Source organism: Gimesia aquarii, from assembly GCF_007748175.1.
In the GTDB taxonomy this organism is placed as follows: Bacteria; Planctomycetota; Planctomycetia; order Planctomycetales; family Planctomycetaceae; genus Gimesia; species Gimesia aquarii_A.
In genome coordinates this window covers 4,591,217-4,612,744 of the sequence record NZ_CP037422.1, presented here as the reverse complement: position 1 = coordinate 4,612,744, position 21,528 = coordinate 4,591,217, and the positions used below count along the sequence as shown (strand labels likewise).

Here is a 21,528-nt window from a genome sequence, read left to right as displayed (position 1 = left end):
GCTTACTTTTCTTGCCGAAAGCTTTCTGAGATCAACATTTCCTGTTCGAATTGATGACTTCTACTCGAACCAGTCGCCGGACTAGCACTTGCTGCACGATAGACTCCTTTTAGAGGATGTCGGCCAAATACATTTCCTTTGAACTGGCAATAGATGAATCTCCAGGCGCCCATATTCTCAGGTTCTTCCTGAACCCAATAAATGGGAGTCCCTTCAGGATAGGGAGCCAACGCTTTTTCCAACTCTTCACTAGGAACTGGATAGAGTTGTTCCATCCGAACGATTGCTACATCATCGCGCTCTGCTTGCTTGCGATGCTCATTGAGATCATAGTAGATCTTTCCAGCACAAAGTAGGATTCGTTTTACCTGACTAGGATCGATATCCGAAGGATCGGCGATCACTTTGAAAAAAGATCCTGATTTCATCGAGTTGAAACTGGAGACTGCGTCCCGATGCCGAAGTAAACTTTTAGGAGTCATCACAACTAAAGGTTTGCGCCACTTTCGAATGACCTGACGTCGTAATAAATGGAAAAATTGATCGGGTGTGGTGGGAACGGCGATCTGAATATTACTTTCTGCTGCCATCTGTAAGAATCGTTCGTATCGCGCACTGGAATGCTCTGGTCCTTGCCCCTCAAATCCATGAGGCAACAAAAGCACGATTCCGCTATAGCGCTGCCATTTGTCTTCGGCACTCACAATGAATTGATCGATAATCACTTGAGCCGCATTACAGAAATCACCAAACTGTGCTTCCCAGATAATCAGGCCATCGGGGCAATCTAAACTATATCCGTAATCAAAGCCCAACACGCCCGCTTCTGAAAGCGGGCTATTCACAACCTCAAACTTCCCTTGTCCTGCTACTAAATGCTTAAGAGGTGTATATTTTTTACCTGTTTTCACATCATGAATTACCGAGTGACGATGGCTGAAGGTACCTCTCTGGGCATCCTGACCACTCACCCGAATGCGATATCCCTCTGTTAACAACGAAGCAAAAGCTAGCCCCTCTGCTGTTCCCCAATCCAGCTTCCGTTCTCCCGCTGCCATCTCTTTTCTGATATTCAAGAGACGTTGAATTTTCTTATGCGGAGTAAAACCTTCGGGTACCTCAGTCTGCTTTAATAAAAGATTAACGAGATTTTCCTCTGGAACTCCTGTATCAACCTGATCAGCAGGTAGCTCGTCTCCTCCTCGGTAACCGGCCCAGATACCCGCCGGTAGCTCAACAGTATGCGGATAGTTCTCTACTCTGGCAGCAGCCAATTCTGCTTCCAGATGAGAAATACTCTCTTCCCGTAAACGGTCACCATCTTCCTGAGTGACTGATTTGCGTTCCAGCATACGTTGCAGGAAGCTATCTCGAACTGAAGGCCGTTTCGATATAGTGTCATACATTTGCGGTTGTGTGAATGCCGGTTCATCTCCTTCATTATGACCGCGGCGACGATAGCAATACATATCTATGACCACATCACGATGGAACTCTTTTCGAAAATCCATCGCCAGCCTGACAACCTGGGCCACTGCTTCCGGGTCTTCGCCGTTCACGTGAAAAATAGGAATCTGTAGCATTTTTGCTACATCAGTCGCATATGTCGAAGAGCGGCTTTGAACGGGGTCTGTCGTAAAACCAATCTGGTTATTCACAATGACATGAATCGTTCCCCCCGTTCGATACCCTCTTAATTCACTAAGATTCAAACTCTCCTGAACGATGCCTTCACCAGCAAATGCTGCATCGCCGTGAATCAGTAAAACCATTCCCTTGGTACGATCAATGTTTTCCCAACGATCCTGTTTGGCACGCATCCGCCCCATTGCCACTGGATTCACGAACTCCAGATGACTGGGGTTGAAGCAAAGTGTGAGATGGACATTATGGCCTGACTCGGTCATCCAGTCTGAGCTATACCCCAGATGGTATTTGACATCTCCACGCCCGACACTCATTTCTGGATCTGAATCTTCATACTCGCGAAAGATTTCACGAGGCTGCTTTCCCATGATGTTTGTAAGCACATTCAGACGACCTCGGTGGGCCATTCCAAAAACGATTTCATCGACCCCCTGCTCACCAGCTTTCTCGACAGCCAGGTCTAAGAGAGGAATTAAACTTTCGGCTCCTTCAAGAGAGAAGCTTTTCAGACCAACATACTTTTTCTGAATGAACTCCTCAAAAACCACAGAATCCGTTAAGCGACGCAGAATGCGAATCGCTTCAGGACGCTCGAACTTCAGAAAGTTGGCAGTGCTTTCCATTCGGTTTTGCAGCCACTTTCGCACACGTAAGCTGTCGATATGCATAAATTGAGCACCGATCGATCGACAGTACGTATTCCTTAACCATTGGATCATCTCCCGCAAAGTACGTTGCGAAGGCCCCGCAAATGACGACGTAGAAAAGACCCGGTCATAGTCCTTCTCAGAAAAGTCATAAAATTCGGGCATGAGTTCTGCAGGAGTGGCTCGTTGTTTCCCCAGTGGATCCAGCGAAGCCAGAATATGTCCACGCACCCGGTAATTTCGAATCAGCTGGTCGAGACGTTCCTGACGATCCGCAATTTTCATTGTCTGACGTTCGGATCCCTCCCGCTTCTGCTTCCCGGGAGGATTGAACATCGTATGTCTTTTGAACGATGGGCCAAAACTCAATTTTTGACTTCTGGTGACTTTCGCGGGAAACCTGGCAAAATAGTCCTGCCATTCCTGTGAAACGGAAGCTGGTGACTCCAGATAGCTCGTATATAGGGATTCAACAAACGTCAATGACTCTGAGCTTAGTTCATTGATCAACTCTGTCGGTAATTGAGCTTCATGGTGACCATTACCATTGAAATTGGATGAAGCAGAATCTGGTTTATCAAGCATTGTGCCCTCTCCGGGCTGAGAGAAGAACGTGTCTTAAATATCAAAAATTCGCACTTAAAAACAAATGCTTTATTGTGGAAACAAGCCTTGTATGAAACGGACTTACAATATCGTATTATATCTTACATCAGAGTTTTAAAGTGCTCCACTCTAGTTGACTTGCGCTGTCATACAGAAAGTTACCAAACTCGTTTTCGCTTTCCTACTCAATTGATGCTAAACTTTTATTCAAAATCTCAGGAAAAACCAGAATATTAGGTATGATACCCCAGAATCGACTTATGATAAGTCTAAATTTTTGTAAAAGATGAGTGCTTCTGGGGCACAAAAAAACCGTCCCGATGAAAACTGCATCGGGACGGTCAGGAAATAAGTCTTGTTCAACTTACTTTGTCTGAAAACACTAAGTCTGCTGACGTACGACTCGCTTACGAATGTCTGTTTCCAACACTCCGAATGCCTGTTCATGCCTTTGCAATGCCATTGAGAGGGCACTCAGCAATCGTTTCGCAGTATAATGATTCAGAATAATACGCTGACCGACATTGATCTCTGTATTAGCAGGATCAAGAGGTTGTGGATTCAATCCCAAGTCCAGAATCAATTCTTCTGGAGTACTTGAAACACGGCAGAAATTGGCATAGCTGGCAGCGACATCAGTATCATTGACTTTGACCTGTTGCTGCTGTTGGGCTGGAGCTTGAGCCTCCTCTGGAGCGGTTTCCATTGTTTCTTCAGCTGGTTTGTCATCTTTCTTAGCACTCACGCTTCATTTCTCCTCAATGTTACAAAATCTTAAGAGATAATTGGTTCCAGAAATAGGGACCTGAACTGATCTGGAATTGAAGTTGCCTGTTTAAAAAGCAGCCCACAACCCACATAATTAACTCGTCCGTCCTGCTGTGTTCCAAGACTCTTGAAACATAACATCAGCCTGTTCAGTATTCAAGAACAGAAGGCACAGACTTCAAAACTCTTCTAATAGAATCACTCAACTTTGACAAAAATAAGTGTATGTTGACAAAAAACAACTCGACTACCCATCTCCCCTACAACAGCCAATTGATGATTACTCGAGTAAAAAAGAACCCTTATGGTATTCTCAAAAACACATAAGGGCTCATAGATAACGATGATTTAGAAACAGGAGCCTAGAGGATTGGTCCTGACCAGTCAGAGAAGACATCATCAAATCCGGCTTCAACTCGCTCATTCAATCCGAATAGATTTAGTTCTGTCTCATCCGAATCGGAGTCAAGAGCAGTGTTCGTTTCACCACTCCCCACAATTGCTAAGCCATTTTGACGCAGGTCACTGACCAATTCTTCGCTGAAATCTTCGAGAACCGTCAGATCGAGTTCCCCCTGATTCAAACCAGAAACATTAAGATTCAAGTGGTTTGATGCCAGATTGAATTGTGTTAACACAGGGCTGTTCTGACCTGAAAGACCGCTGGAAATTTGGATGGTACCAATTTCCAAGTCAATAAGTGACTCAACACCAGTAATAACGGGAGCAGATTCCTGATTCATGGCAGTGTTTGTTGCCAACAGCTCAGTAGTCGGCAGATTCGCCATCAGAGGAGCATTGACACCAACCTGAATTTCGAAGTTCCCATTAGCCGCCGTTTCATGAGCAGTCTGCAGAATGAGTGTATCCAGCACGGAAGGCAGTTTTCGAACTCCCGGATCCAAGGTCGCATTCATGATGTCGCCTGCATGAACGGTATCATCCAAATGTAAGCCATCATTCGTCAGTGTTGCTTCAAATCCGCTACCGACAAAGCTTAAAGTTCCACCCACACCCACTTCGACATGACTGCCGAATGGTGCATATGTTTGAGTGAACCCGGCGACGTGACCAATTTCGTGTAGTAATACCGTCAGCAAGTCGTAACGGCCGACTGCATCCGAATTACCATCAGCCGTGTGAGCGACTCCCCCCTCCAATTCAGTACCGCCAAAGGCTGTGGTGTTGATATCAGAATACCAGCCTAATCCGGCGGCATCATCATCGAGTGTCACAATCCCGGCAATGGGACGTCCCTCTTCATCGACGGCTGTAATCTGACCTTCACCCAATTGGGTTCCACCTAGGTCGGTAATCACCAGTTGAATATCAAGCGGTTGTTCCAACCCTAGTGCATCCTGCCAGATTTCCAGGGCTTCGTCCATGACTTCATTGATGGAGGAACTGCCTGTAATGTCTGTTGTGTTACCATACCAGCGTTGCAGGAAGTTAGGAGGATAAGCAACCTGTTGATTACCGCCTTTGTACACACCATAGTTCGTTGCAAAGAACGACAAATCTTTAAAGTTTACTGTGCCGCTCTTATCCGCATCAAGAGCCCATACATAAGGAGAGTTCGTATCGAGTACATTATCACCGTAAATTGAAGCCAGGATCATCAAATCACGGAAGTTAATGGCATCATCATCATTCACATCATAGGCAATGGCCCATAAATCTGTTTCTGGACTATCGCCAACAATGATGTCATCTGTTAGGTAAGTATGAAAACCATCAGTGAGCGCAACCTGGACGTTACTCAGTGAAAGTCCAAGATCGTGGGGACCGATGAATTTGTCCTCGAAGTCAATCGTAACATCATCTTGCTCTAATGATTCAAATTTGACGCGCGCCAACAAGGCAGTTCTTTGACTTCCCGCTCCTTCAAACGTTGCAGTGGCATGCAATGAGGTAACAATTCCTGTGGAATCATCAATCAAAGCATTACCATTGTCAGCAAAAGCACTACCAAATTCAATTTCTGTGGCAGTGAAGAATTCCGTATTGTAATTCAAATCAACCAGGGCTTCCGCGATTGCTCTGGCATCCGGAGTTTCCATATAAATTTCGACCCAGAACGAACTCCACTCATCAACCCAGGCATCACTTTTGGGTAAGGCTACAGCATGACCCGTTGAATCGATTTCTGTTTGTTCCTGAACGACAATCAAATCAACGCTGGTTCCTTGATCCTGACCGTTGGTACCATGCAAGGGAGCTGCAGGTGCCTGAACATGAGTCACAGAAGCCCCAACAAGTGAAATCTGGCTGAAATCAATTGACGACGACCTGGAGATAGCATCATCATCAACATTAGGTCCGGGAGTCATTGAAATTGTAAACTCGGCAGGATCGGCGTCTGTTACAATAGAATTCGCTCTAAATAATGCATATCCGAGTCTTGCATAACCTCCATCTTTCGCAATACCTGGGACAAACGTTGCGGCATTAATATTAGAAATAACTCCTGTAACGCCATTAGTACTGGTGACTCCCGAAGTACTGCCAAAGGCGGTCGCTTCTCCTGAAACAAATACTGCCAGAAGTTCCGAAACAGTATTGCCATCCCATTCAAGATCGACCTGAAGGCCTCCGATGCCTGATTCGAGTCCCGACTGTGCAGCCAATGACTGTGCTAATTGATCACTGACCCAGATTTCTACAACATAATTTTCTCCATTAACAAACTCTGTCTGTGTTGTAGGCAGCAAATTCACATTAGCAGCTTCAGGTGATGCTGAAATGTTTTCACCTGCAACAGTACTCGTTGAACCACCTTGAGTTTGAAGCCGAACAGCCAAATCTCCATTATACAACTTGTCTACCATCTCACTGCTTAAGCCTTCCCATGTGCCAGACAGAGTGAAGGCAGCGTCATCTTTGACAATACCATCATTGGATAAAGCAGAATTATAAATCGTAAACACCGTTGAAAAAGTAGTTGTATCAACAATAGTTACAACTCCCAAGTCGTCAGTCGAATCACTGGGAGTCGCTGTTCCGTCAAAATCTAGTGTTCCCAGATCGACATAATCCTTTAGAAAAATAGTAAAATCTAGATCTTGCAGGTTATTAGTAAGCTGTAATTGAGCTGCTCCCGGTATGGGACCGAGCGGCGCTTCTGCCCGGAAAAAGACAAAGTCACGACCTGAAGATGCTGTAGATCGAGTCAATAACCGAACTTCAGCCGTTATTTGAGGATCTGGTGTTAACGTGAATGTACTACTAACGTCAGGTGATACCGTATCACTAGAAGTAGCTGTTACGGTGATCTCCACAGGCAGCCGAACCTGGGCATCACTAAAAATGCTATAGTCGATGTGTAATTCATTCCCATTCTCAATTGAGATATTATTCGCCCAGAAATTTGCTGGTAAAGGATCCCCGCCAACCAGAGTTGCTCCAACCTGATAGCTGATAGTATCACCGGCATCAGCATCGTTAAAGAAATTATCCAGGTTAATGACTTCTGACGTGAGACCATCCCGCTCAATATCAGGTAAGCCAGCACCAACCACCATCAGTAATTCATTACTTCCTGTAACAGTCACTGTTACAATCGCCGTGTTGGTTGAACCATTTCCATCATCGATCGTGTAGGTAAATGTATCTTCAGCTGTATCAGTAGGTAGGGTTAAACCATTGAATTGGCCATTCGGATCATACGTTAGGGTCCCATCTACATTAAGTGTGAGTAGTGCTCCAGATGTTAACTGGAACGGAACATTAGTAATTATCGGCGTAGTGGTTATGGATGAATCTGCAATGTGAGTCACAGAAAGAATATCATTCGTATCAGGATCCGTATCAGGACCATTCCCATTGTCGGCTGTTACATCAATATTAATCGTGTTGTTTTTGCTAGTCGTGACAGCGTCATCTTGTGCTGTGACGGGATCGTTCACACCGTTGATCGTGATGGTCACCGTTGCCACGTCCGTACCACTCAAACCATCGTCGATCGTATAAGTGAAGCTGTCCGTGTCCTGCTCACCGTCTGCCAGAGCATTAAACTGGCTCGAGCTCGAAGGATCATAAGTAAACGTACCATTTGCATTCACTGTCAGCGTCGCACCCGATCCCAAGATGATCGGATTATTCACATCACCCGAAACACCATTCACTTCCGTGATCGTGAAACTTGCCCCATTATCCGGATCGCTGTCCACACCACTCCCGTTATCAGCAAACAGATCACCACCGGTACTCGTATCTTCGTCCGTTGTGAACGCATCCGCTTCTGCGACCGGAGGATCGTTCACACCATTAATTGTAATCGTCACCGTGGCCGTATCCGTACCACTCAGCCCATCGTCGATCGTATAAGCGAAGCTGTCCGTGTCCTGCGCACCGGCTGCCAAAGCATTGAACTGGCTCGAGCTCGAAGGATCGTAAGTGAAAGTACCATCAGTATTCACTGTCAACGTCGCACCCGATGCCAGGATGATCGGGCTGTTCACATTACCGGAAACACCATTCACTTCCGTGATCGTGAAACTCGCGCTACTGTCCGGATCGCTGTCCACACCACTCCCGTTATCAGCAAACAGATCACCGCCGGTACTCGTGTCTTCGTCCGTTGTAAACGCATCCGCTTCCGCGACCGGAGGATCGTTCAGACCATTGATCGTGATCGTCACATCCTCGGTTGCCGTACCATCGCTGGAAGTCACAGTGAATGTGTCGGTGACTTGATCCCCGGCATTCAATGCATTCAGATCCGCTGTCCGGGTATAGGTCCAGTTGCCGGCCGCGTCGATCGAGAAGGTACCATGCGTTCCCACTGTCGATGACTGTGTCACAAACACATCTTCCCCATCATCCACGTCCGTTATTGTCAGCGTGCCGCTGTCACCCGCTTCGTCTTCCGTCATGTCGCCCGCATTGTCACCACCGATCGAAGCGTCATCGTTCAGACCATTGATCGTGATCGTCACATCCTCGGTTGCCGTACCATCGCTGGAGGTCACGGTGAACGTGTCGGTGACTTGATCCCCGGCGTTCAACGCATTCAGATCCGCTGTCCGGGTATAGGTCCAGTTGCCGGCCGCGTCGATCGAGAAGGTACCATGCGTTCCCACTGTCGATGACTGTGTCACAAACACATCTTCCCCATCATCCACGTCCGTTATTGTCAGCGTGCCGCTGTCACCCGCTTCGTCTTCCGTCATGTCGCCCGCATTGTCACCACCGATCGAGGCATCATCGTTCAGACCATTGATCGTGATCGTCACATCCTCGGTTGCCGTACCATCGCTGGAGGTCACGGTGAACGTGTCGGTGACTTGATCCCCGGCGTTCAGCGCATTCAGATCCGCTGTCCGGGTATAGGTCCAGTTACCGGCCGCGTCGATCGAGAAGGTACCATGCGTTCCCACTGTCGATGACTGTGTCACAAACACATCTTCCCCATCATCCACGTCCGTTATTGTCAGCGTGCCGCTGTCACCCGCTTCGTCTTCCGTCATGTCGCCCGCATTGTCACCACCGATCGAGGCATCATCGTTCAGACCATTGATCGTTACTGTCACAGTGGCCGTATCGGTCGTAATCAGGCTACCTGTACCATCATCAATCGTATACGTGAAACTGTCTGTATCACTCTGGCCGTCCGCCAAATTGTCAAACGCACCGTTAGGATTATAGGTGAAAGTACCATTTGAATTCAGAGTCAACAATGCTCCCGATGTTAATGTAATCTGATTACCGACACTCGCAGCATTTCCGTTGACTTCCGTAACAGTGAAGGGATCATTTTCGACATCCGAATCAGGCGTTGTGGGGTTCGCGGCAAATACATTGGTGCCACCGTTCAATACCGTGTCTTCGTCTGTCGTAAAAGCATCATCGATGGCGACTGGCGCATCGTTCTGTGGATTTACATCAACGGTAAATAAATTTGAGAGAACAGAGTTACCAGCTAAATCCATTGCCAGAATCACAATGTCAGTAGAGCCAAAGGCATCCTGAATTGAGTTCAAAACTAAATTTCCAGACGAGAAGTCCACGGTGACAATCGGATTCGTGATACTATCGACCTGGAAGCTGAGTGCAGTACCACCATTCTGATTGAAGAAATCGGTCAGAGGTCCCAAATCCAAAGAACCAAAGTCTTCATCTTCATTCTGATTTGTGATCGGTGTTCCCGTAGCAGTGGGATCGGTCACATCCAACTCGAAAGTCACATCGAAGAAGGAATCGACGTTATTGTTGTCATGCTCATCCTGTGCAAAGAAGCTGAGAGTATGCGTGCCGCCCTCCAGAGAATTCCCATTGTTCAGATTGGTCTCTATCCAACTGCGAGTTAGCGTAAACGAGCCACCATTCGCACCACCAGAAATGAGTGAGAAGATATCAACGAAATCGACCAGGGGAGCCCCATCCAGTCCTACTTTAAATTGTGTAATCAAGCTCTCATCAGAGATATTCCCCAAGATGGTTAAATCGTTGGTGATCCCATCGGAATTGGAAACACCAGAATCGATTTGCAAACCAGCAATGATCTGAGGTGGATCCTGATCACCAATCAGTTCGAATTGAACAGCAGGGATATTCCGATTCGCGGTCATCAAAGACAAGTCATCGTTGTCGACATCGCCATCTCTGTCACTATCCAACTCTTCTGAATAGAAGTTCGTACTGGGGTCCAATCCCATTTGCTGCACGATCAAGTGTGCAGTGACACTATTGAAACCAAACAAATGCTGTTGCATGGCCGCTAATGCGTGCTGGTATTCGGTATCTGAGACAGAACCACTACCATCTGAATCACCAGGCAAGAATACATCAATAACAAAACCACCGGTGTCTGAAGTCTGACCAGTAACTTCGATTCGGTATTCACCAGGACCTAAATTTGCCAAGGCAAGTGAGTTCGTCGAACCATTATGATCATTTTCCGCAAGTTCCAGCGGAATAACCGCATTTGTATTAGCATCGAAAATGCGGATCGCTGCCGGATCAAAGACAGAGTTGGCAGCCGCTCTAACTTCAAATCCCAATGTGGGTGAACTACCTGGCCCGACATTCAGAGTCAGTTCCGTTGTGTCATTGGGCTGATTTACTGAACTTTCGAGCGAAGCTAAAATATTGCTGGCGAGTAAAGTTCGATCTTCAAGCCGCTCGACATGGCTTGCATAGCCAATCGGGCGAGAAACCCGAAATGGCAAACGACGGTTTACTTTGCGAGCAGTTTTACGGCCAAACAATCTTTTCAGGCTCTTCATAATGATTTTTACTCGTAACTGAATTGAATAGTGGTCAAATTTTGAATGGTATGATTCGTGAGGGTATTTACTGTCGAAATAGTCACTTAGTTTGACGATTAAACGAATTAAATCTAACAGTAAGCCATGCCTCGTCTAAAAGGTTTTTCTTTTTTGCTTACGCAGATTTCGCTAAAGATTTCAACAATAATCCAGCATGAGAAATATCTTTGCTCATAGGCGACCCAATTGCAATTAATAAAAAGGCAATTTGCGCTGTTTAGACAATGCTGTTCAGATTATAGTGACATCGTGAAGGTCATCACAAAGAGAAGAGTCTTGTTCAGTAAATGAAATAGACCGTAATGTTACTTTAAGTCAACGTGATTGTTTAACTTAAGAAACATGCTCGTCAAGAATACTGTACATTTCATGAAGTATTCAGCTTCCATACCTGGGAATCAAACCTTTAGCAAATCTTATTGAACAATTTAGGTCAAAATCGTTTAGCCGCAGAAGAAGTGCTTTCAATAAAGATTTGATAAAATAGGTAAAATAAAGGCGATCCTGACGTTTAAACCACAAAATGAGTGTTAAGAGATTACTTTACAAATAAATAGCTTCTGTCTCCCTAACCATCCAAACCGAAATAGAAAGAGGAAGAGTCTTTATCCTCATTGTTTAAACCATCACTAAGTCAGGGAAAAAGCAAAACCATATAACTATATACCTTCAAAACACTTAATGCCGATTGAATTTATATAGACTCATTCAATGAGAGCTGAAAGAACAGCTTCCAAGGACGGAATACTACCAGCGATATGCGAATTATAAAGATTCGCAGTTCATTTGCCATTTTATCGCACAAGTTTGGATTACGATGCGAATAAAAAAATACTCACAATGGATTGTGTTTGGCGTCATTATATGTATGCCTGGACTTGTTTTCGGACAGCAAAATCAGCGAGAGAATGCGTTCTCTTATGACTCTGCACTTGAGTTCGAAGAAGATCAAAGCGTATACCAACCTGTGTCATTAGACTATGTTAACACAAGCTGCGACACCACTGATGAAGCTGGAACCTGTTGCGTTGATGAATTATGTTTGCCGGAATGCCAGTGCTGTAATTTCCTTGAACAGTTCCTTATGAGTCGTTCACCAATATACCCTTCGATGAATTCTCAGAGAATCAGAGTCGGTGGCTGGCTCGACCAGGGCTTTACCGGGAACTTTCAGAAACCATCAAACAATTTCAATCTACCAGTCACCTTCAATGATCGCTCTAACGAATATCAGATGAACCAGCTTTATCTGTTCATGGAACGTGAAGTTGATTTTGGAGGCGATGAACTGGATTGGGGCTTCCGCGCCGACTTACTCTATGGTACCGACTATTTCTTTACCACTGCAATTGGGCTTGAAACAAACACTGATGGTTCGGCTCACTGGAACAGCTCGGATGGACCACGACGTAGCGGTGGCAACACATTTGCCATGTATGGTGTCGCATTACCCCAATTGTATGCAGAACTTTATATTCCCTGGCTTTCTGGTGTGAGCGTCAAAGCAGGGCACTTTTATACTCCCATTGGATATGAAAAAGTAACCGCACCAGACAACTTCTTTTATTCACACTCTTATTCCATGCAATATGGAGAGCCATTCACCCACACAGGTATTCTGTCGACATTCCAGGTGAGCGATCAGCTCCAATTGTTAGCTGGTATTGCTCGAGGCTGGGATGCCTGGGAAGATCCCAATGATGATGCAGAATTACTAGCGGGGATTGGCTGGGTCAGCAGTGATCAAGCAACAAATGTAAATCTTGCATTATCTTCTGGAGACCAAGACACAAATGTCGACGCCAGTGCGAACCGCACTATCATTAGCTTTGTTTTGTCTCATCAATTCAATGACTGCCTGACCTATGTGTTTCAGAGTGACTTCGGAATCCAGGACAACGGAGCGATCAATAATCAATTTCAAGTGGTCCCTGCGAAATGGTATTCAATCAATCAATATCTGTACTATGATGTATCTGATACTTTGGCATGGGGAGCCCGCTTTGAATGGTTCCGGGATCAGGATTTCTCTCGTGTTGTTCAGTTATCTCCCCCGTTTGCTTCAGGTGGCAACTACTTTGAATTAACAGTAGGAGCCAACTGGAAGCCTCATCCGTGTGTCACAGTTCGACCAGAACTACGATTTGACTGGTCTGATACGAGTTCTCCCTTACTGAACGTCCAAGGTCCCTACCGTAACTTCCAGGCCGACTATCAGGTATTACTTGGTGGCGATGTAATCATTCGGTTCTAATTGAGGTGTGAATTGGAAACCTCTTAAACCAGGGCTAATGATCCGCTTCGTAATAAGGCTCTACATGCACAACCACTTCTCTCACATTCGGCCAATCGAGTTGAATCTGGTGGCGAACTCGTTGCGCTATTAAATGGGCCTGGGCAACCGTTTCGTTAGGATTGACTTCGATATCGATATCTACGTGCGCATCAGGGCCGGCTGTCTGAATTCTCACCTTTTCCACATCCAGAACACCTTCCACTTTTAATGTAGATAACTTTACCTGATCGAAATAATTTTGATGAGGAATCTTATCTGTCAGTTCATTAAGATTTTCTCTGGCAGCAATCCATCCCAAATAAATCATAATGATTGCAAGAATCATTGCAGTGATATGATCAATCAAGTGGCCGTACTCAGAAATTTGGCTGGCAATGAGTAAACCGAAGGCAGCCACCAGACTCGTAATTGCATCGACACGATAGTGATAGGCTTCCGCTATCATCGCTGAGCTTTTTTCCTGTTTCGCCATTTTCAAGACAATACGGCAAGTCATCTCCAGCAAAATCGTAGCGAACAAGGGAATCATCCAACTGACCCAGCCTATTATCTCTGATTGGGCATGACTGATCGCAGCGAACAGTTGATAGGCAAAAGTGCCTGCCCCCACCACAAGAATCAGTAAGCCTAATTGAAAGCCTGCCAGGGGTTCATAACGACCATGACCAAAAGGATGATCATCATCAGGTGGGCGTTCTGCTAAACGAATTGCGAATAAAATGGCGAATGATGTTAAAACATCCGCACTACTCGCCAGTGCATCTACGAGTAGAACAGAATGACCCAGAAACCAAAGCCCGATTAACTCCATGATAATGACAAACAAACGAACAGAAATCCCCATCCAGGAAACTTTGATGAGTCGGGCTGTTCTCCTTCGACGGAGACGAGAAACATCTTGTGATAGTTCTAAGCGTTCGGGGAACACGTCCAACATAGGGGTTTGAGTGGTAGAGCTGGAATGATCTGGGGAATCAGAAGCAACCATTAAAATAGTATCACATCAAAGTGAATTCTGGTATATGCAGAAAAAAACATGTCAAATGATTTCCTTTGCTGGCCCGGCTTGACCTATCTTGATTCGACCAAGAAGAATTGACAAGTGAGAAATGGTGAGTATGAAATAAACTCTGATGTTTTCTCGTTTCAGCCTGTAACCGATTCTACATTTTGAATTAGTCTGGCAGGATCAAAATATCAGGTAAAGCAATTTGATGTTCTTTCACCATAATTTTTGCAGTCGGCCATTGCTCCATCGGCGTAATCAGGATGGTATTATCCTCTTCAACAAGAATCGTATCCCCGGTCATCGCCGGGCCTACTGAAGGGTGCCAGAACGCAGCCGTGCCTGTTTTCAATTTAAACTCACTATTAAGGAGAATTGATGTTTCCGCAGGCAGATATCCAATAATATCTGCCTGATCGGCGTGCTGCCATTCATCGGGACAGTCATATTTTTCATAGATTCGCTTTACACGTTTCCAAGTATCAAATAAAGCCCAATCGGGTTTGGAAAAATACATGCCGGTCGCTTGCATTAATAACGCCAGATGATGCGACTTAATAAAGCTGGATGGAGGTTTCCCCAATGCAACAGTTCTTGTCGCGGCGGCATGTAAGCCATTTAGCGAACCTACGGCAGAGATAATACAATATCGTTCCAATCGATCTTCACCAAAGCCCCAATGACGATAACGAATGCATTGGCCATCAGCCATGACCTGCAAGCGTTTGGGAGTGACACCACGTTTTAGTAGTCGATGAGAGAGCGAGCCGGCGATTTCCTGTTCTGTAGCACCGCGTTCCACACTTCTCGCAGTAGCCTCCACTGCATGTGCAACCAGTTTTCCTACTTCCCGAATGTGCTCGCCTTCCAGCTCAGTAAATGGAAACCGCAGGGATTTTAATTGCTCAGAAATATTCAGAGTCTGATCAACCCCCGTATCGCTGGCTACTTTTCTTCCCTTACAAAGATCATTTATTAGTTTCGATAATGGCTCATACCATGGTCTGGATTTTACCTGGAAGCCCAAGCCGGGAATTGCGCGATCAAAAATTTGATCGGCATCCACATTATTGCAGGCGACTAGCCTTGCATCTGTGGTAACAAATACCGCTGCGATACTTTCTACTGAACCGGGACGCGTGAGATCTGCCCCTCCTGTAAACCAGGCAATATTATCAGGAGCTTGCAAAAGCAACGCATCAAGCTGGTTCTTCTCGAGAAGTTCGACAACTTGTTGCTGCTTCTGGTCTACGTCGAGTGCACGTCGAGGGTCTGTCGTAGGTATTTCTCCTGAAGAGATAGGGGCATGAGCATTTACTGCCACGATAGTCATAAAAAACTCCAGACTGGATAAATTACAGACTATTTATCAAATACACGCAACAGACCCTTTAAGACACGTATGTTTGAATGTTGATCTCTTTAAATGAGTTTTGTATTGAACATTGTTTAAGTCAAGTCTTTCTCGAGTTTATAACTCAAGAATCTTAAGTTTCGCATCAATTATTGTTATGAATCAAATGTAAACCAGATTTCATCGATAAAAGAACCGGACGATTCGAGAAATGAATCAAACAATCACGAAAAGTGAACTGGAGAGGTGCAGCCAGATAAGGCAATAAAAAAGGCGAAAAAAAGCATCCTGCATCGCACTCCATTCCTGATATCATTAATAATATCAGAATCAGAGAGAAATCAAGGGGAATTTATGGGAACCAAAGCAAGCATAGCCACTTTTTTTACAGCGATTTGACAATGCTTGAGCAAATGAGCAGTTCGCTTAACGCAGCAGCCGGCGGATATCCAAAGGACGATTTGATACTTTTTGAATGACGGCTTGCACTTTCGATTCCTGCTCTTCCAAATGAGCGATGATTTCAGAATATTGTCCATTGAGTTTTTGGATCAGTTTCTCTCGTTCCTGACTTGCTAAGTGCTCAATTCTCAATGCCTTTTCTTGCTTTTGCCGATTGAATTCGACTTCTAACGCCATATTCAAACCTTCGGCGATTTTCTGCCCTAACTCAGATTCAATTTTCAATTCTGGACTTTCATAAGAACCAGAATAATTCAACGTAGCGGAAATAGAATCGATGGAATCTAAAGAATGTTCCAGGATGTTCCCCATTGCGTGATGATCGTTTTTCGGGCTGGAAAGCTGAAAACGAACCGGCGTCTGTTTAAATTCCAAACGACATTGGAAATCCTCTTCTCTAAATGAAATGTGGGTTTTACATTCTGTCTGATCCGCAATCAAAAAAAGTGAAAGCATTTCTGAATTTTCGAGAGTGATTTTTTTCTGATGTGGAAGTTTGAATAACACAACAAATTCGTGCGTGGGTGATTCTTGATAAAAATTAAGGTCTCCTGCCATTTTGATATAGGCTTCGGCCTCGACCTGTGCCTGGATTGTGATTGGTTCTTGATACAGTTTGGGAGAGCAGGAAAGACCTTTGACCATTCCAACAAATGGATATTTCTGTTGATTCACTCGCGCGGCACCTGTTAGTCGAATTTTTTTAAACAGAACTTGCGGTAAACTGGTATCACGACGAAAATCAATCCATTCTCCCTGAGAGCGATCTGGTTCCTGTTCATCCTGTAGAGTTCTGACAGTTTGGAGAATCATATTTGACCAACCCGATACTTGATTTAGTTGTCGGGATAATTCTTCACCGAGCAATGCATGTAAGATCTTGTGTGGATCGGGTGAAATAGATTCCAACATCTGATCAAGGTTTGTCAGATCTTGCTCTTTCGCATCTTCAATGCGTTTGTAATCCTGCTGTGCAATTTGAGGAAGCAATTTCAACTCGTTGCGAATTTGTTTGCCTTCCTTGATAAGTCGATCCACACGCTCGGCTGATTGGGCATAGGTCTTGATTTTATTCAACGTCTTGCCACTTGCCGTTTTTACTTTATTTTGTACCGAATCCGCTTCCAGCTTAATCTGTTGAAGCCGGGTTTCGTATTGGGCAAAACGTTGTTTCCACTCTTGTTGAACGATTCTGGAAACACATACTGTTTCCAGGCGATTGGGATCCAATTGTTCGGTGACTGAACTCATCAGACTACTCAACCAGGATTCCCCTAGTTCTTTTGACGTTTTACGAAACGGATTAGTGTCAAAATGGAATCTGGTTCCCGACTGGTCTGATGTCGTCTCTGAGAGTTTTCCTGATGTGGTTCGAGGAGTATCAAACTCCATACCGGAAACTGTCACCTCTTCGACAATCAGATTTCGATGCATAAGTGGTTTGCTGGCAAGTTTCATTTCGACCCGACCGAATCGAACAAGGTTGCGTTGTTCGTTAGAATGACTGGCGATCAAAACAGGCCCGGTTTTGATGGAAGGAGGAAAGAAACCTGTTTGTAAACTGGAAACATCCACTTTCGTACCAGTTACCTTTTGCCCCAAACTGACCAGACTACTTCGTATAAGAGGATCGAATGCAAAAGCAAAAAAGAACCAGATTATGGCAGCAATTGTGAAACGAGGTAGTAAGTAATTCCATCTCATGCGACTTCCCCCGTAATCGCACTGATTTCAGTGCCCCAGAGAATTTGAACGATTCGATATTTCTTTAATTTCTGAGAAACCAAGGGGGTATACTTTTCAAACTGTGGCTTCGAAATCCGATAAGTGGGATAGAACAAGAAAAGTCCCAGAAGCAGACTGCCCATTACGATGGTATTATTGAAGTCTGTCCAAGGCATCAGAGGGACTTCATAAATTGAGTACCAAAAATCCTGTAATGGTGCAGCCAGGAGAACACTGCGTCCAATCAGATGACTCAGTGGATCGAGTACTAATGCCAGCCAGGAAAAAAGAACTGTTGATAATGACGCAGAGCAGAGATTGACTTTTGATCCAGCCAGGATGAAGAGCAAAATAACTGCAGTCAAATTCTCTTTGGGGACAAGTCCAATCACCATCCCCATACTGAAACCGAGTGCCAATTGACGGGGAGAAGACGCACCGCTGAGCGCACTAGCGAGAAAACGCAAAGGTCGAAGCCAATAGGACATTTTGGGGGATACTCCGTACTATTGATGGAGTTAGGGAATCTAAAAATAGTTCTACCTGACTAGAAAGTCAGGCAGAACTCCCCCCGAATAGTTTTGTTATCGGTCAGAATAACTCACGTCTTAATCGTTATAATCAGAAAATCTTAACATTTAAAAAGAGCTTGTGAGAAATTAGGGGACACAGCTAACTGAGACATAATTAAGAAATCGAAGTATTAAAAGATCCAATTGAGTCACAGTCGGTATTACTTTTCCAACCAGAAGATGACCGAAGTCCAACCGAGCCAGACGGCAAAGAGTCCAACGACTACATTTCCGAAGATATTGAGAAAGGCAAGATTTACTTCGGAATTTCTTAACAGGCTCACTGTGTGATAACCAAAGGTTGAGAATGTGGTCAATGAACCCAGGAATCCTGAAATCAAGAATAAACTGACATGTTCTTGCATACGAATCGAGGGGGGAACCTGCTGTTTATGAAGGATGAGAGCCATCAAAATTCCAATCACAAAACAGCCTGCTAAATTGACAACGAGTGTTCCTACAGGAAAACTACCGGGAAATTTCTTTGCCATAAATTCCGTAATGCTATATCGCGCGACGGCTCCGACGAATCCACCTAATCCGACAGCCAGCAATTGTGACACAAATCGTTCCTTTTCTCAGTCAACCCTCTGGAGAGAAGACACTAGTTATTTAGAAGAAATTTTCCAAAGGTGTTTATCACTGCGGATAAATAGCGAGTTATTGGCAATTGCTGGTGTAGCCAAAATCGTTTCTTTCAAATCAATGTCTCCCGTGACTTCTCCTTTGTCTGTACCCAATTGTACCACTTGCAACAATCCTTTCTCATTGACCAGATAAAGATGGTTTGCAGCGGCAATCGGTGTTGCACTAAAGGGGCCTTTCAAACGCAATCGCCAAACCAAATCGCCTGTTTTTGGATTGGCACAGTTTAATACACCTGCCCGATTCACAGTAAATACATTATTTTGATAAACAAGAGGACTGGCAGTGCCGGGAGAGAGTTTTTGTTCCTTCCAAAGCACTTTAGGGGGATCACTACTGGAACCGGGGCTTAATGCTGTCAAACCATTAGAGGGAACATACAGAATGTTATCCCCCACAGTGGTAGAAGGAATCCGACCAGCACCTTGTTCATACTGCCAGGCAGTTTCGCCTGTTTCAGGATAAATCGCATCGACACCCTCACTTGACTGGAGTAATACAACAGGCTCAGCATCTGGAGATGATTGCAGAATCGCCGGTGAAGTCCAATTCGCAACACGCGGACGATTGATTTTCCAACGCGCTATTCCCGTCTTCACGTCGAGTCCAGTGGTAAATGAATCATCATCATTTTCAACAGGTACAATCAAGGTTTCGCCGACAACAATGGGAGAAGAAGCCATGCCGAGACTATTACTGGCATTGGGATAATCATGTGACAGTCCACGTATCCAGAGTAAATTCCCATCCAAGTCGAGGCACACCACATCGTTACTGGAAAAGGTAGCAAAGACGCGTTTTCCATCGCTGGCGGGAGTTGGAGTGGCCACGGACATTTTCTTATGACACTGCGTGCGACCGGTTGCCCAAAACTGACGTTCCCAAAGGCGTTTTCCTGAATTGGCATCAAAACAAAGAACATGCAGTTGATCCTGTTTGAAACCCGTTGTGCTGGTAATAAAAACTTTATCACCCACCACGATAGGGCCAGAGGCTCCCCGCCCTTCCAGTTCAGCAGTCCAGGCAATGTTTTCCTGATCTACTTTAGCAGGAGGCGTTTCTGAGATAGCGACATTATTTGTTAAAGGCCCCCGGAACTGAGGCCAATCAGCCCCGCAACTCAAACAAACTGCAATCAAGGGTATCAGAAATTTGGTGGATTCGTATTTCATCAGTTCATCCTCTTCAGGAAAGAAGCGTATAAATCATAATTATAATGGCATATCGAATGTCAGGGACTCAGTTGCGTCGTTGTTTCTGCTTTTTGTGAAAGCACCCCTATTCCAGAAGGATGCGCGATGCGAAGTTGAAACTGATAGCGTTGAGCCCAGCTATCAGTTTGCTCGTTCTGACAGAGTTTGAGCAAAATCACATTTTTACCAGGTTTGAATTTCACAGGTACACTGTACTGGTCTACAACCATCCCGCGATGATATTCGTTCCGTGCAAACAGCAGTTTTCCATTCACCCAGATTTTCCAGGCATTGGGAGTTCCCAACCGAATTTCCAAAGATTGTTCCTGTGGGCTATAGAAGTCAGCCACACAGTACATGACGGCTCCTTTATAGGGAGAAATCGACTTTGCGATGTCAAAAATCCCATAATCATCTTTAGTGTTCACCGATTTCCATTTTACTTTTCCTTCTTTTCCTTCCAAAGTTGAAGAGAAATCAATTTTATCTTCTGGAGAATAGACTGTGTCATAGCCTTTTTTATCACGATTATCGAAAGGTCCTACAATCATCCAGTCAGTTAGAAATCCAAAATGCTTTTGTAGATCGATTTTGTCACCCAGACCTCTTAAGGGTTTGACAATCACTTTGACCTGATCGGAATCAGTTGCGCCGGAGAGAGCCTGTTGATACACTTTCTTTGCCTGGTCTTTTTTACCGGCCTTTTCTAGACTTTTTGCTTCATCAATCAATCGCTGCACGGCATCGCGTCGTAGAGTGACACTGGCATCATTTAACATACCAGGAATGATTCGGTCCGCAGCCTGTGGATCAACTTTGATGAGAGTTTCGTATGCCAAACGTCTGGCACGAGGGTTCTGTGATTTATCCTGAATAAATTTTTCCAATTTTTGCGTGGGAAGTGTTTTCTGTTTGATGGCATTTGCAGCAATCGCCTCGAAAGCACCACGCAACCAATTGACTGCGATGGGATTTGCATCTTTAAAACTGGAAAGTATAGGTATCAGGGCCGACGCATTTGATTTTGAAAGCTTTTGAACCGCTTGTGAGGCAGTGAGATTTCCTTGGCCTTCTTTTTGAACCTGCTTGATTTGCACAATTTGTTGTTCAACGTCATCAGCCCAGACTGTCATCAGAGAACTGAAAAGGAATATGAGGCAGAATAAAAAACTGCTTCGCTTCATCGGAGTCTCCTGAGATTGATCGCGGTAATAGTACTGACCCGCCAATTGTTTGAGGATCTTTTAATTCATTGAAGGAGCGTAAGATGATATTGTATCAACTTCATTCCCACATCGACAAGTATGACAGTTTGGTTTCGGTAGATTCAAGTCAGTAA

General features: G+C 44.9%; 11 protein-coding genes. 1 reads left to right on the top strand and 10 read right to left on the bottom strand.

All coding sequences use genetic code 11. The features are described 5' to 3' along the window. Positions 1–2 precede the first annotated feature (2 nt). The 3 genes from V202x_RS17540 to V202x_RS17530 all read right to left on the bottom strand — a co-directional run bounded on the left by V202x_RS17540 (position 3) and on the right by V202x_RS17530 (position 10,894). Positions 3–2,879: a 2-oxoglutarate dehydrogenase E1 component gene (locus V202x_RS17540; RefSeq protein ID WP_145177747.1), complete on the bottom strand. Its 2,877-nt coding sequence runs from the start codon at positions 2,877–2,879 to the stop codon at positions 3–5. 403 nt (positions 2,880–3,282) lie between these two features. Next, positions 3,283–3,645, bottom strand: a complete 363-nt coding sequence (locus V202x_RS17535) for a DUF3467 domain-containing protein (protein WP_145177746.1) — start codon at positions 3,643–3,645, stop codon at positions 3,283–3,285. Positions 3,646–4,030: 385 nt separating this feature from the next. After that, complete coding sequence (locus V202x_RS17530; RefSeq protein WP_145177745.1) at positions 4,031–10,894, bottom strand: VCBS domain-containing protein; 6,864 nt, start codon at positions 10,892–10,894, stop codon at positions 4,031–4,033. 1,153 nt (positions 10,895–12,047) lie between these two features. Here V202x_RS17530 and V202x_RS17525 point away from each other — a divergent pair. Further along, positions 12,048–13,190 (top strand): porin, encoded by a 1,143-nt coding sequence (locus tag V202x_RS17525; RefSeq protein ID WP_197992939.1) that lies wholly within the window; start codon positions 12,048–12,050, stop codon positions 13,188–13,190. Positions 13,191–13,224: 34 nt separating this feature from the next. Here the strand turns inward: V202x_RS17525 and V202x_RS17520 are convergent, their stop codons facing one another. From V202x_RS17520 to V202x_RS17490, 7 genes are all read right to left on the bottom strand, one after another. After that, positions 13,225–14,220, bottom strand: coding sequence for a cation diffusion facilitator family transporter (locus V202x_RS17520; RefSeq protein WP_145177743.1), 996 nt, complete (start codon positions 14,218–14,220; stop codon positions 13,225–13,227). A gap of 187 nt (positions 14,221–14,407) precedes the next feature. Further along, a complete protein-coding gene (locus V202x_RS17515; RefSeq protein ID WP_145177742.1) occupies positions 14,408–15,571 on the bottom strand; it encodes a M24 family metallopeptidase in 1,164 nt (387 codons plus the stop codon). Positions 15,572–16,018: 447 nt separating this feature from the next. Next, complete coding sequence (locus V202x_RS17510) at positions 16,019–17,758, bottom strand: TIGR03545 family protein (RefSeq protein WP_145177741.1); 1,740 nt, start codon at positions 17,756–17,758, stop codon at positions 16,019–16,021. Beyond that, entirely contained in the window at positions 17,755–18,267 is a 513-nt protein-coding gene (locus tag V202x_RS17505; protein WP_145177740.1) for a TIGR03546 family protein, read from the bottom strand. The genes V202x_RS17510 and V202x_RS17505 overlap by 4 nt, the downstream gene beginning before the upstream one ends. Positions 18,268–18,512: 245 nt before the next feature. Then, positions 18,513–18,914 (bottom strand): fluoride efflux transporter CrcB, encoded by a 402-nt coding sequence (gene crcB / locus V202x_RS17500; protein ID WP_145177739.1) that lies wholly within the window; start codon positions 18,912–18,914, stop codon positions 18,513–18,515. Between the two features lie 45 nt (positions 18,915–18,959). Beyond that, a complete protein-coding gene (locus V202x_RS17495; RefSeq protein ID WP_145177738.1) occupies positions 18,960–20,168 on the bottom strand; it encodes a PQQ-binding-like beta-propeller repeat protein in 1,209 nt (402 codons plus the stop codon). 59 nt (positions 20,169–20,227) lie between these two features. Next, the gene (locus V202x_RS17490; RefSeq protein ID WP_145177737.1) at positions 20,228–21,373 is read right to left on the bottom strand and encodes a hypothetical protein; all 1,146 of its coding nucleotides are present in this window, start codon (positions 21,371–21,373) and stop codon (positions 20,228–20,230) included. Positions 21,374–21,528: the final 155 nt, after the last annotated feature.

Excerpts from the sequence above, each read along its gene's own strand:
- V202x_RS17540 (WP_145177747.1), bottom strand. The coding sequence starts at position 2,879 with ATGCTTGATAAACCAGATTCTGCTTCATCCAATTTCAATGGTAATGGT.
- V202x_RS17530 (WP_145177745.1), bottom strand. The coding sequence starts at position 10,894 with ATGAAGAGCCTGAAAAGATTGTTTGGCCGTAAAACTGCTCGCAAAGTA.
- V202x_RS17525 (WP_197992939.1), top strand. The coding sequence starts at position 12,048 with ATGAATTCTCAGAGAATCAGAGTCGGTGGCTGGCTCGACCAGGGCTTT.
- V202x_RS17520 (WP_145177743.1), bottom strand. The coding sequence starts at position 14,220 with ATGGTTGCTTCTGATTCCCCAGATCATTCCAGCTCTACCACTCAAACC.
- V202x_RS17515 (WP_145177742.1), bottom strand. The coding sequence starts at position 15,571 with ATGACTATCGTGGCAGTAAATGCTCATGCCCCTATCTCTTCAGGAGAA.
- V202x_RS17510 (WP_145177741.1), bottom strand. The coding sequence starts at position 17,758 with ATGAGATGGAATTACTTACTACCTCGTTTCACAATTGCTGCCATAATC.
- V202x_RS17505 (WP_145177740.1), bottom strand. The coding sequence starts at position 18,267 with ATGTCCTATTGGCTTCGACCTTTGCGTTTTCTCGCTAGTGCGCTCAGC.
- V202x_RS17495 (WP_145177738.1), bottom strand. The coding sequence starts at position 20,168 with ATGAAATACGAATCCACCAAATTTCTGATACCCTTGATTGCAGTTTGT.
- V202x_RS17490 (WP_145177737.1), bottom strand. The coding sequence starts at position 21,373 with ATGAAGCGAAGCAGTTTTTTATTCTGCCTCATATTCCTTTTCAGTTCT.